Below are 11,911 nucleotides of genomic sequence, written 5' to 3'. Positions count from 1 at the left end.
CACAGCCAGCATAAATCGGGGAAAGCAGCATGCCCAGGGTCAAAGACCGGCCCCGGCCAGGCTTTCAGGCAGGCCAGAAACCCATGCTTTATTTGACAAGCAATAAGGACGGCCCCACAATCAGCGCGCTTTGAACTTGCTTTAGTATATTTACGGGTGATTTCGTGGTTATTGCGGCAATTTTTACGTCGCCATCAATCTGGTGCAACGCAACAATCCCTCACTCTGTAAATGCCAGCAAAAGAGACAAAAAAGAAGAATCAAAATATGGTTGCCAGTCTGCCGCGATTTTGCACAATTTTTGACCAAAAAATCAGATTGCGCTTGACGTTCAACAGGCTCCATAGTTAAATACGAAATCGATTGCGCAAACGATTGCGCGACAACTTTTACCGAGAATAAGCATCATGAAGCCACGCATTACTGTAGTCGGCAGCGTTAATATGGATCTGGTTTTTCGCACGCCGCGCATGCCGGCCGTGGGCGAGACCCTGCATGGCCATGAGTTTTGTCAGATTCCGGGTGGCAAAGGGGCTAATCAGGCCGTTGCCGCAGCCCGTCAGGGTGCCCAGGTCAGCTTCATAGGTGCGGTGGGTGATGATGGTTTTGGCAGTTTCTCCCGCGATTGCCTGGCAGCTGAAGGCATGGAACTCAGCCACCTCGCCCGCGTGGCAGGTACGGCAACTGGCGTAGCCGGTATTTTGGTGGATGACAGCGGCAGCAACAGCATCGTGCTGGCGGCAGGCGCGAATGCGACGCTGACAGCTGCCCAGGTAGAAGCCGCCACAGCCGCCATCGCTGGCGCGCAATTATTGGTTTGCCAGCTTGAAACGCCTCTGCCAACCGTCACCCGCGCGATAGAAATCGCCCGCGCCCAGGGCGTCAAAGTGATTTTGAACCCGGCCCCGGCACAAGACCTGACAGACGCCTTGCTGGCCCAGGTTGATTACCTGATTTTGAATGAAACTGAAGCTTCTCAATTGAGCGGCATCACCGTGACAGACCAGATCAGCGCCAAGGCAGCATCGGAACAAATCTTGCAACGTGGTACAGCGACAGTGTTGCTGACCATGGGTGAACATGGTGCCCTGATCACGGATGAAGCGGGTAGCCAGTTTATTCCGGCTGTCAAAGTGGATGTTGTTGACACCACAGCCGCTGGCGACACCTTTGTTGGTGCTTTTGCTGTTGGTCTGGCAAATGGCCTGAGCGTGCTGGATGCCAGCCGTGAAGCGCAGTATACAGCAGCGCTGACTGTCACCAAGCTGGGTGCGCAAACATCCATACCGCAACGCCAGCAAGTGCTGGATTTCATGGCGGTCAGGAAGGCTGCCTGAGCAGCCAGTCTCGTTGGCAGCCCTGAAGGCTGCTGACGAAAGCAAAGAACACTGTATTACACAATGGCGCTAAATAGCACCGGATAGCACCAAATAGCACCAAAATTGGGCGCAGGCAGGAAATCATGCCCGGCCACCAGCTCAAACACTGTTTTTGATAAAATTTCGCCCGCGTGGCTGAAACGAAATGTCTGCATCATGTTAGGCTTGCACAGGCTTTCAAGACTGGCTTGATTTTTTATAATACCCAGGCTGTGGCAGCAGAAAACATGGTTTTTAATTTGGGCGCTGCATGCTCTTCGTGAGCACGACAGCACAACGACATCTGATGAAGGAAATTTCATGAAACTCAAGCAAATCTGCCTGTCCCTGGCGACCCTGATGGCTGTCGGCGGCGCGGCCAGTGCTTATGCTGCCGACCTTAAATTTGCAGTGATCTATGATGCAGGCGGCAAGTTTGACAAGTCCTTCAACCAGTCAGCGTCCGAAGGCGCAGAGCGTTTCAAGAAAGAAACCAAACTGAACTACATTGAAGTGCAGGTTGCCAGCGACACCCAGACGGAACAAGTCTTGCGTAATCTGGCCCGCAAGAATGTAGACCTGATCGCAGCCATCGGCTTTGCACAGGCGCAGGCGGTACAGAATATTGCCAAGGAATTCCCAAAAACCAAGTTCGTGCTGATCGATGGTATTGCTACTGGTGACAATGTCAGCTCTGTGCTGTTCAAGGAACAGGAAGGTTCTTACCTGGTGGGCGTGGCAGCAGCGATTGCCAGCAAATCCAAAAAAGTCGGTTTCGTTGGCGGCATGGATATCCCGTTGATACGCAATTTTGCCTGTGGCTATGCACAAGGTGCAAAAGCAACTGAACCCAAGATTGATGTCGTACAAAACATGGTTGGCACCACCACAGCAGCCTGGAACGACCCGGCCAAGGGTGGCGAGCTGGCACGCGCCCAGTTTGAACGTGGCGTCGATGTGATTTTTGCAGCAGCCGGTGGTAGCGGCATGGGCACTTTGCAAGCCGTCAAGGAAAAAGGCAAGCTGGGCATAGGTGTGGATTCCAACCAGAACTACATGCACCCAGGCAGCATGCTGACATCCATGGTCAAGCGCGTGGACCAGGCCATTTATGACAGCTTCATGCAGTTGAAAAATGGTAGCTGGAAAGGCGGCACCCAGTACAAGGGCCTGAAAGAAGGCGGCGTAGACTGGGCACTGGACAAGGATAACCGCGCGGTCGTCAGCGCTGACATGGAAAAACGTGTCAACGCAGCCAAGCAAGACATTATCAGTGGCAAGGTTAAAGTCGCTGATTTCCGTGAAGGCAATAAGTGCCCGGTCTGATGCCGGGTAGCATTTGATTAAGAAGTGATTAAGAATTGACTAGGGGCGCAAGTGTCCGCAATGGATACGATGCGCCCTGATTGATGTATAAGCCCTTGCACACCGCCATTTAAAGAAACGCTAAAGTATGCAGCCAGCAGTCGAATTTCAACAGATCTCCAAACGTTTTGGCGCGGTACAGGCCAATCGTGATGTGAGCTTTTCCATTGCGCCGGGTTCCATCCATGGCGTGATTGGTGAAAACGGCGCAGGCAAGTCCACGCTGATGAGCATACTGTATGGCTATTATCGCGCCGACAGCGGCAAGCTGCTCATCAATGGCGCAGAACAGCATATCCGCAACAGCCAGGAAGCCATCAACCTGGGCATAGGCATGGTGCACCAGCATTTCATGCTGGTAGAGAACATGACGGTGCTCGACAATGTCATGCTGGGTACGGAAGGTGGCTTTCGCCTGAAACCCAAGCGCCATGAAGTGGAAGCCAGGCTGCGTGAAATTTGCCAGCGCTATTCTCTGGAAGTAGACCCGCTGGCGACGATACAGGATTTGTCCGTCGGCGTGCAGCAAAGGGTAGAAATCCTCAAGCAGATTTACCGTAGCGCCAATATCCTGATTCTGGACGAACCTACCGCTGTGCTGACGGTTCAGGAAACTGCCTCATTATTTGAAGTGCTGCGCCTGTTCAAGGAACAGGGCAAGACCATCATCCTGATTACCCACAAGCTGCAAGAGATACAGGAAATCACTGACCAGGTCACTGTCATGCGCGGTGGAACTGTCATCGGTTCGGTAGCGACCAAGGACACCACAACGGCACAAATGGCCGAGATGATGGTAGGCCGCCCGATAGTTACCCACTTGCCACGTGCTGCCTATGCGCCGGGCGAAACAGTGCTGGAGGTCAAGGACCTGAACCTGGTGAACTCGCAAAAAGTCAGCCTGTTGAAGAATGTCAGTTTCAATATCCGTGCGGGTGAAATCGTGGCGATTGCCGGTGTCTCTGGCAATGGCCAGAGTGAATTGCTGGAAATCTTGAGCGGCATGCGCCTGCCCACCAGTGGCAAGCTGCAAATGCAGGGCAAGGACCTGCCATTTTCTGGCCGCAAGGATGCCGATGGCCTGCCAGCGACTTTCCGCGACCTGGGCATAGCCCATGTGCCGGAAGACCGCTTGCGCGATGCCGTCGTCAAGAATTTCCCGGTGATGATGAACAGCTTTCTGGGTTACCAGAAAAAACTCGGCAAGTCATTTGGTTTGCTCGATTACAAAAGCATTTTGAAAAATTGCACAGACTTGCTGGCGAAATTTGATGTGCGCCCGGCAGACCCGCATTTGCGTATCGCCCTGCTGTCTGGCGGTAACCAGCAAAAAGTGGTGATGGCGCGCGAGATTGCGGCCAATCCAAAACTGATGCTGGTAGGCCAGCCTACCCGTGGCGTGGATATAGGCACGATAGAAAGCCTGCATACCCGCCTGCTGGCGATGCGTGATGCTGGCATTGCGATTTTGCTGGTATCGGTAGAACTGGAAGAAGTACGCGCCCTGGCTGACCGCATCCTGGTGATGTCAAGTGGTGCGATCACCGGTGAATTGAAGGCAGAAGAATTTGATGCAACCGAGATAGGTTGCCTCATGGGTGGTATCCATACTCACTAAGCACTAAGCGAGTGCCAAGGACTAACCACCCCTGGTAAGAATATTGCAAGAACAAGCAAATACAGATAAGCACAGACAAGCGACCAAACAAAGATGAATCAAGCTGACCTCCCACGCTGGGCCACCGCATTTGCCCTGCCGCTGTTAAACCTGTTCTCCGCCTTACTGGTCGCGGCGGGTGTGATTTATTTGCTGGGTGAAAGCCCGATAGAGTGCCTGGGCATCCTCATCAATGCCGCGGTACTGAACCCTGAAGGCCTGGGTTACACCCTGTTTTATGCAGCGACCTTTATCTTCACTGGTTTGTCCGTGTCAGTGGCGATGCAGGCTGGTTTGTTTAATATCGGCAGTGAAGGCCAGATGTATCTCGGTGGCCTGGGCCTGACCCTGGTCTTGCTGTGGCTGGATTCATCTGTGCCGGGCTGGTTGCTGATACCGCTGGCCATGCTGGGTAGTGCCGTCTTTGGTGCAGCCTGGGCTTATCTGCCGGGTTATCTGCAAGCCAAACGCGGCAGCCATGTGGTGGTGACGACCATCATGTTTAACTTCATCGCTGCCTGTCTGATGAATTTTGTGATCATCAGTATTCTGGTACCCATGGGCGGGCAAAATACATCGAGCCGCATGTTTGCCGATGCCTCCTGGTTGCCCAAGTTGAATAGTATTTTGCCGGTGCTGGGTGAAACGCCCTTGAACATCAGCTTTGTGCTGGCGCTGGTGGCGCTGGTGATTTATGGCGTGGTGGTCTGGCGCACGACTTGGGGTTATCAGTTGCGTGCCACTGGCCTGAACCAGCATGCGGCGCATTATGCTGGTATCTCCATCAGCAAAACCATCATCATCACGATGATGGTATCTGGCGCACTGGCGGGCCTGGCGGCGGTTAATTCCATCATGGGTTCTACCCATTACCTGCCGCTGAACTTCCCTGCCGGTGCGGGTTTTATCGGTATCGCGATTGCCCTGATGGGGCGGCAGCATCCGGTGGGTATCCTGCTGTCATCCATATTATTTGGCGCGCTGATACAGGGTGGTTTTGATCTGTCGCTGGAAAAAGCCAATATCCCGCCAGAGACCTTTATCTTTATCCAGGGTTTGATCATCCTGTTCTGCGGTGCCATGGAGAACCTGTATGCCCCTGCCCTGTCTGCCCTGCTCAAGCGTAAGGAAAAATGATGTTTGATGATTTTCAATTTTCCAGCATCCTGGTATCGACCATACGCAATGCGCCGGTATTGATGTTTGCTGCCATGGCTGGCCTGTTTGCAGAACGCAGCGGTGTCGTTGACCTGGCGCTGGAAGGCAAGATGCTGGCCGCCGCCTTTGTTTCTGCTGCCGTGGCCTTTGCGACCAAGAACCCCTGGCTGGGCATCATGGCCGGTGTGGGTATTTCTGCCGCCATCGCCCTGCTGCAAGGCTTTGTCAGTATCACGCAAAAAGGTAACCAGTTGGTCGCCGGTATTGCCCTCAATATTGCCCTCAGTGGTTTGACCTTTGTGGTTGCCCAGTATTTCTTCCAGCAAGGTGGTCGCACGCCTGACCTGGGTGAAGCGCGTCTGTTTGATATCGTGCTGCCGGGTTCAGCCGCTGTTGCCAATATCCCTTTCATAGGCTGGTTTTACACCAGGCTCATCGGTGGGCATAGTGTGCTGGTCTATCTGGCATTTGCCCTGATCCCTGTCGTCCACTGGGTCTTGTATCACACCCGCTTTGGCCTGCGCCTGCGTGCCGTCGGTGAGAACCCGCATGCGGCAGATGCGGCGGGTATCAATGTAGAGCGCACCCGCTTCATGGCCATGCTGTGCGCTGGTGTACTGTGCTCATTCTCTGGTGCTTACTTGTCCATTGTACAAAGCGGCTTCTTCTTGCGTGACATGTCAGCCGGTAATGGTTACCTGGCATTGACGGCACTGGTATTTGGTAACTGGCGCCCACTGCATACTGCACTGGGCTGCCTGATGTTCGGTTTCTTCGCTGCCCTGCAAGTCCAGATAGAAGGCGTGGTCTTCCCTGGCATAGGCAAGGTACCGGGCTCCTTGATACAAATGATACCTTACGTCGTGACCGTGATCGTACTGGCAGGCTTGATGGCAAAGTCCGTCGCCCCGAAAGCGATTGGTCAGCCGTTTGTGAAGTCACGTTAATTTGAAGAACATAAGACCTCTCAACACAGAGGCACAGAGACACAGAGGGGCACTGAGAAAAGCGAGTAAAGAGCCGAAGCGTTGGGCTAATTGTAGGTTGGGCCGGGTCACGATTGGCTACGGTTTACCAGCCCAACACTCAGCCTACAATTGACGAATACGTTATTGAAACGCCGAGTGTTGGGCTGATGAGGCGTAGCCCAACCTACATTATTGCAACCTACACGGTTTTTCTCATGCCTTTCTCTGTGTCTCCGTGCCTCTGTGGTGAGCTTTTCGGTCTAAGGTTTTAAAACACAATTTCGACCTCCTTGAACCGGGTCAACTGCAACAATTCACATCGCGACTGGGTTCTGCCCAATGGCCAGCCGGTGTAATTTTGGAGAGCATACACATGTCAACAACAGCAAAACATAAAGTCATATTTGATACTGATCCAGGCGTCGATGATGCAATGGCCTTGTATTTCGCGCTGGCACATCCGGATATCGATGTGGTTGGTATCACTACCTCGTTTGGCAATGTCCACGTAGAACAGGCAACTGCCAATGCGCTGTACCTGACGCGTATTACCGGCCGCGATATCCCGGTCGCGCAAGGCGTACCTGTACCATTTGCCAAAGAACCTGGCACACCTCCTGATTTTATTCACGGTGCCGATGGCCTGGGTAACCTGAACAGCCGTATCGAAGTCGGTGGCGAAGCACAAGTTGAAAGCGCTGCCGAATTCATCGTCAAGATGGCGCGTCAATATCCTGGTGAAATCACCCTGGTTGCCGTTGCCCCTCTGGGCAATCTGGGCCTGGCCCTGAAAATGGAACCACAACTGCCAAAACTACTGAAGCAAGTAGTCTTGATGGCTGGCACTGTCGATGAACCAGGCAATGTTTCACCAGTGGCAGAAGCCAATGTCTGGAATGATCCTGACGCAGCTGACCTGGTCTTTACCGCAGGCTGGGATTTGACCATGGTAGGTCTGGATGTGACTCACCGCGTAGTCCTGCCTTCGACTTTCTTTGCAGCCCTGGCAGAAAAACATAAACACGTGGCGATGGATACCCTGTCACATGCAGTTAATTTCTATGCCAATTTCTACCAAAGCATACGCCCTGACTTGGGCCATGCCTGCTATGGTCATGACGTACTGGCATTTGTCTGGCTGGTAGCCCCAGAGATTTTTGAAACCAACTCTGGCCGCGTGCGCGTTGCCAAAGAAGGCATAGGCAATGGCCAGACCATGATGGCCAAACTGCCTATCCCTTACCCACAATCAGGTTGGGAAGCCAGCAAGCCAGAAACCCGCGTTTGCATGAAAGTCGATGCAGAAGCATGTAAACAACTGATCGACAAGACACTGTCATCAAGCTGGTTGCAGGCTCCTCTGGCTCCTGTAGCAAAATGAGGAGAACTCATCATGTTTATCGAACCAGTTGATTATCGCGCACCTGATGCTGCGCAAAAGTTTACTGAAAGCCTGCACCGCACTGGCTTTGGTGTACTGACTAATCATCCTTTGTCGCAAAGCACGCTGGAAACCATTTATAAAGAATGGTATGAGTTTTTCCAGACCGATGCGAAAAACAAGTATGACTTTGATGCCGAGAAAATGGATGGTTATTTTTCACCAAAAATTTCCGAGACAGCCAAGGGCCAGACCAAGCGTGACCTGAAAGAGTTTTATCATATCTACCCTACCGGCCGTTATCCAGCTGAAGTATCGGATGCTGCACGCAAGTATTATGACGATGGCGCCAAGCTGGCGGCAGAGTTGTTGCAATGGGTAGAAGATCATTCTCCTGCTGAGGTCAAGGCCAAGTATTCCATGCCTTTGTCAGACATGATCACCGATAGCGACCTGACCCTGCTGCGCGTTTTGCATTATCCACCGCTGCGTGGCGATGAAGAGCCAGACGCAGTGCGCGCCGCTGCCCATGGCGACATCAACCTGCTGACCTTGCTGCCTGCAGCAACCCAGGCTGGTTTGCAAGTGCAAGGCAAGGACGATGCATGGCATGACGTGCCCTGCGACTTTGGCATGCTGATCGTGAACATCGGCGACATGCTGGATGAAGCCTCCGCAGGCTATTATCCATCGACGATACACCGTGTACTGAACCCTACCGGTGAAGAGGCGAAAAAGTCCCGCATCTCGCTGCCACTGTTCCTGCACCCGCGCCCTGACGTCGTACTGTCAGAGCGTCATACTTCCGGCAGTTATCTGCAAGAACGTTTGCGTGAACTGGGTGTGAAGAAGTAAGGTTTTTGTAGCCTGGTTTTACAAGACCATCTGCAAGTGAAAAGCCCGCAACAGGAAACTGCTGCGGGCTTTTTTGCATGTTGTGCCATGTCCCTTGATATGCATGGACGCGCTGCGTAATGCAATACAAGGCAATATCCATCACCAGCAAGCAGTCCTCAATATCGTCATGCCAGACTTGATCTGGCATCCATGGTCGTTAAGCCATAACCCTTGCTTCACCCATATTCAATCAACACCACCAGATTGCTTCTTGTAGGAGCGGCTTCAGCCGCGAACAGGTGTTCGCATGGGCCTTTACCAATAATCAGGGTAATCATTCGCGGCTAAAGCCGCTCCTACAGAGAATTTACCATTCACATAAATTGAGCAGCAAGCGATGCGCGCGGCACCACCTTCTGATCAATCAAGCAAACCGCAACATAGCCGTCGCCAGCTCTTCATGCAAAAGCTGGAACACCGCCTTGACACGGGTAGTCTCACGTAAATCAGGATGGATCAGCAACCACAGTGCCGCCGCACATTCGGGTATGGGTTCACCTACCCGCTGCAAGGCATCTGAACTATCACCCAGTATGCAAGGCAAGATCGCCATGCCCATGCCCTGCAGGCAGGCTTGCTGGACCAGGCCAAAGCTGCTGCTGCGGTAACCGACTTCGTCCAGCGGCAGGATATTCCCCAGCCAGCGCAGGCTGCGGTGGCCGCTATGGGCGTCATCGAGTGCTATCCATTCATGCTGATGCAGCGGCAAATCTGCATGCAGGGCAAGATAAGACGAGGCCGCATAAATGCAAAATTCCAGCGGGGCGATGTGCTTGCCTATCAGATAGTCTGGCGGCGTGATTGTCGGGCGCACGGCAATATCAGCATCGCGTTTGGACAGATTGGCCGACTTGTTATCGACCTCCAGCGTCAGCCTGATTTGCGGATAACGCTGGCGGCACAAGGCCAGTATCGGTGGCAGCAATGTTAAAGCCAGGCTGTCGGTGGTGGAGATGCGTACCAGGCCGCTGGGTCGCAAGTCTGCACCTGCCACACGCAGCATGGCACTGGTGGCAATCGCGTCCAGCTCTGCCCCCGCACGCATGAGTTCTTCACCTGCTGCTGTCGCATGGTAGCGGCCTGCAATGCGTTCAAACAGGCGCACGCCGGTGTCTGACTCCAGCTGGTTCAGGCGACGGAATACGGTTGCATGATTCAAGCCCAGGCGCCGCGCAGCACCTGCCAGCGAACCAGTCTCGGCTATCCAGGCAACCAGCCGCAAATCATTGAGGTTTTCTACGCTTTGCATTTTCGCAAATAATTTTGTCATTGATAGCTAATTGTATTGCATAAATGTAGTGACTACACTGCATGCATCAACTACTACAGAGGAGAACAACATGAAACGTACAGCTTTAGCAGTCATGACAGGTTTGCTGTTTGCCACAGTGACACAAGCATCACAAGCCGCAGAACCTATCTGGGATGGCAACAAGGTCGAGATGGTCAGCGAAAAACTGGGAGATGGTGTGTATGCCTACTATGCCAATAACGCCAAAGAACTCAATGCCAAGGGCGGTGCCGCAGCCACCAGTGGCGGCCTGATCGTCGGCAGCAAGGGTGCCTTGCTGATAGAAACCATGCTCAACAAGCGTTTGAATTCGCAAGTGATGGCACTAAGCCAGAAGCTGGGCAAGAAGTCCATACTGTACGCGGTCAACACCAGTTCACACGGTGATCATGCCTACGGCAATATGTATATGCCCGCCAGCACGAAGATCATCCAGCATGCACAGACCAGCACTTACATCCATGCTCATCTGGATGATGACAAGGCCTTCATGATCAAGAACTTTGGCACTGGCCGCGGCATAGAAGAAATCAAGGCGCGCACTGGTGATGTACTGGTCGCGCCAGGTGGCAGCCTGAAGCTGGACCTGGGTGGCAAAGTGGTCGAGATCATGGACTTTGGCTTTGCCCAGACTGGCGGCGACTTGTGGGTGTGGGAACCGCAAAGCAAGGTCATGTGGAGTGGCAACCCTGTCATCGCTGGCAAACCCGCATTGCCCTGGTTGCTGGACGGCCACCTGGTTGCCACGCTAGAAACCCTGCGCCGTGTTGATGCCTTCCTGCCAGCAGATGCCCGCATCGTGCCTGGCCATGGCGTCGCCATAGGCAAGGAAGACTTGAAATGGCAGATTGCTTACCTGGAAACTGTACGCAGCCAGGTGCAGGCAGCGATCACGCAGGGTTTGAATCTGGAGCAAACCGTGAAGCAGGTATCCATGCCAGATTATGCGGGTTATGCCTTGTTTGGCTGGGTGCACCCGGGCTTGAATGTACCTGCGGCGTATAAGGATTTGGGCGGGAAGTAAGTGCCCACCATTCAGACATATTGGTGGTAAAGCCAGGGTGCGTCATGCGCACCCTGGCCAGACTTGATTCAAGATTCTTTCTTTAAGCTGCGTTGCTTAAGCCATGTTCATTAAGCAGCTTTCGGTGTCGATGCTTTCGCCAGAGTCACAGTATCGCCCGATGGTATGCCATCAGATTTCCAGCGTGCAAATTCTGTACGTATGGCTTCCAGGGTTTGCTTGCTGATATCAGGCAAGCTGCCACCCAGAATATCTGCCGCTTCTTTAAAACCCTGTTCAACTGCAGCAGTAATTTTTTCCAGCTTGGCTGGGTCATCACCAATGGCTGCCTTGGCAAAACTGAGTATGCGTTCAGCAGTTTTTTGTACACTGAACTCACCACCCTCGGCTACTGCTGCCTGGGCTGCCTTGATGGCTTCAGGGCTGGCATTGATTTTTTGTTGACCACTGACAACTTTGGAAATATCCAGACCTTGTTGTTCAACCAGAGGTTTGATCAGATTGATAATTTCCTGGGCCTTACGGTCAGATTCTTCCAGCAAGGCTTGCAAGTCAGGCTTAGCGGTTTTATTCAAGCGTGGGTCATTATAGACAACCGTGCTTTCCTTGCTGGCGGTGACCGAGCTATCCAGATTTACCTTTGCGCTTTCATCTGGCGCAGCCTTGATATCGGCCTCCTCAGTGGTTTTATCTCCAGCCTTGGGGACTTTGGTTTGCGCAGTCTGATAAGTGCGCACGTAGATGTCTTGTGTCGAAATGCCTAAGCTCATAATATTACTCCAGGGTAATATGAAAATTTATTCCATACCTAT

12 protein-coding genes are annotated in these 11,911 nt (G+C 53.0%); 9 read left to right on the top strand and 3 right to left on the bottom strand.

Going from position 1 to position 11,911, the window contains the following annotated elements; genetic code table 11:
• Positions 1-407: 407 nt before the first annotated feature.
• Positions 408-1,337, top strand: a complete 930-nt coding sequence (gene rbsK, locus DFR42_RS24620) for a ribokinase (RefSeq protein ID WP_110257714.1) — start codon at positions 408-410, stop codon at positions 1,335-1,337.
• Positions 1,338-1,393: 56 nt separating this feature from the next.
• Here rbsK and DFR42_RS29035 read toward each other — a convergent pair whose 3' ends face one another.
• Positions 1,394-1,681: a hypothetical protein gene (locus tag DFR42_RS29035; protein WP_146218963.1), complete on the bottom strand. Its 288-nt coding sequence runs from the start codon at positions 1,679-1,681 to the stop codon at positions 1,394-1,396.
• On the opposite strand from DFR42_RS29035, the gene DFR42_RS24615 reads away from it, so the two are divergent.
• From DFR42_RS24615 to DFR42_RS29340, 7 genes are all read left to right on the top strand, one after another.
• Entirely contained in the window at positions 1,680-2,684 is a 1,005-nt protein-coding gene (locus DFR42_RS24615; protein WP_110257713.1) for a BMP family lipoprotein, read from the top strand. The two genes, DFR42_RS29035 and DFR42_RS24615, sit on opposite strands and share 2 nt — an antisense overlap.
• 127 nt (positions 2,685-2,811) lie before the next feature.
• Entirely contained in the window at positions 2,812-4,341 is a 1,530-nt protein-coding gene (locus DFR42_RS24610; RefSeq protein WP_110257712.1) for an ABC transporter ATP-binding protein, read from the top strand.
• Positions 4,342-4,434: 93 nt separating this feature from the next.
• Entirely contained in the window at positions 4,435-5,517 is a 1,083-nt protein-coding gene (locus DFR42_RS24605; protein WP_110257711.1) for an ABC transporter permease, read from the top strand.
• On the top strand, positions 5,514-6,485 hold the full coding sequence (locus tag DFR42_RS24600) for an ABC transporter permease subunit (RefSeq protein WP_110257710.1): 972 nt from the start codon (positions 5,514-5,516) through the stop codon (positions 6,483-6,485). The genes DFR42_RS24605 and DFR42_RS24600 overlap by 4 nt, the downstream gene beginning before the upstream one ends.
• Positions 6,486-6,879: 394 nt before the next feature.
• Complete coding sequence (locus DFR42_RS24595) at positions 6,880-7,887, top strand: nucleoside hydrolase (protein ID WP_110257709.1); 1,008 nt, start codon at positions 6,880-6,882, stop codon at positions 7,885-7,887.
• Positions 7,888-7,899: 12 nt separating this feature from the next.
• Entirely contained in the window at positions 7,900-8,742 is an 843-nt protein-coding gene (locus tag DFR42_RS24590; RefSeq protein WP_110257708.1) for an isopenicillin N synthase family dioxygenase, read from the top strand.
• 103 nt (positions 8,743-8,845) lie between these two features.
• Positions 8,846-9,001, top strand: coding sequence for a hypothetical protein (locus DFR42_RS29340; protein ID WP_170133667.1), 156 nt, complete (start codon positions 8,846-8,848; stop codon positions 8,999-9,001).
• A gap of 147 nt (positions 9,002-9,148) precedes the next feature.
• Here the strand turns inward: DFR42_RS29340 and DFR42_RS24585 are convergent, their stop codons facing one another.
• Positions 9,149-10,054 (bottom strand): LysR family transcriptional regulator, encoded by a 906-nt coding sequence (locus DFR42_RS24585; protein WP_110257707.1) that lies wholly within the window; start codon positions 10,052-10,054, stop codon positions 9,149-9,151.
• 70 nt (positions 10,055-10,124) lie between these two features.
• On the opposite strand from DFR42_RS24585, the gene DFR42_RS24580 reads away from it, so the two are divergent.
• On the top strand, positions 10,125-11,099 hold the full coding sequence (locus tag DFR42_RS24580; RefSeq protein ID WP_110257706.1) for an MBL fold metallo-hydrolase: 975 nt from the start codon (positions 10,125-10,127) through the stop codon (positions 11,097-11,099).
• Between the two features lie 110 nt (positions 11,100-11,209).
• Here DFR42_RS24580 and DFR42_RS24575 read toward each other — a convergent pair whose 3' ends face one another.
• A complete protein-coding gene (locus tag DFR42_RS24575; RefSeq protein ID WP_110257705.1) occupies positions 11,210-11,869 on the bottom strand; it encodes a DUF5610 domain-containing protein in 660 nt (219 codons plus the stop codon).
• Between the last annotated feature and the right edge of the window lie 42 nt (positions 11,870-11,911).

The sequence above is a fragment of the Undibacterium pigrum genome, assembly GCF_003201815.1.
In the GTDB taxonomy this organism is placed as follows: Bacteria; Pseudomonadota; Gammaproteobacteria; order Burkholderiales; family Burkholderiaceae_D; genus Undibacterium; species Undibacterium pigrum.
The sequence above is the reverse complement of the archived record's forward strand: the minus strand, read 5'-3'. Positions and strand labels throughout refer to the sequence as shown.

Bases quoted from the DNA above. Each gene is read 5' to 3' on its own strand.
- DFR42_RS24595 (WP_110257709.1), top strand. From the start codon at position 6,880: ATGTCAACAACAGCAAAACATAAAGTCATATTTGATACTGATCCAGGC.
- DFR42_RS24610 (WP_110257712.1), top strand. From the start codon at position 2,812: ATGCAGCCAGCAGTCGAATTTCAACAGATCTCCAAACGTTTTGGCGCG.
- DFR42_RS24590 (WP_110257708.1), top strand. From the start codon at position 7,900: ATGTTTATCGAACCAGTTGATTATCGCGCACCTGATGCTGCGCAAAAG.
- DFR42_RS24585 (WP_110257707.1), bottom strand. From the start codon at position 10,054: ATGACAAAATTATTTGCGAAAATGCAAAGCGTAGAAAACCTCAATGAT.
- DFR42_RS24600 (WP_110257710.1), top strand. From the start codon at position 5,514: ATGATGTTTGATGATTTTCAATTTTCCAGCATCCTGGTATCGACCATA.
- DFR42_RS24605 (WP_110257711.1), top strand. From the start codon at position 4,435: ATGAATCAAGCTGACCTCCCACGCTGGGCCACCGCATTTGCCCTGCCG.
- DFR42_RS24615 (WP_110257713.1), top strand. From the start codon at position 1,680: ATGAAACTCAAGCAAATCTGCCTGTCCCTGGCGACCCTGATGGCTGTC.
- DFR42_RS24580 (WP_110257706.1), top strand. From the start codon at position 10,125: ATGAAACGTACAGCTTTAGCAGTCATGACAGGTTTGCTGTTTGCCACA.
- DFR42_RS24575 (WP_110257705.1), bottom strand. From the start codon at position 11,869: ATGAGCTTAGGCATTTCGACACAAGACATCTACGTGCGCACTTATCAG.
- DFR42_RS29035 (WP_146218963.1), bottom strand. From the start codon at position 1,681: ATGAAATTTCCTTCATCAGATGTCGTTGTGCTGTCGTGCTCACGAAGA.
- DFR42_RS29340 (WP_170133667.1), top strand. From the start codon at position 8,846: ATGGACGCGCTGCGTAATGCAATACAAGGCAATATCCATCACCAGCAA.
- rbsK (WP_110257714.1), top strand. From the start codon at position 408: ATGAAGCCACGCATTACTGTAGTCGGCAGCGTTAATATGGATCTGGTT.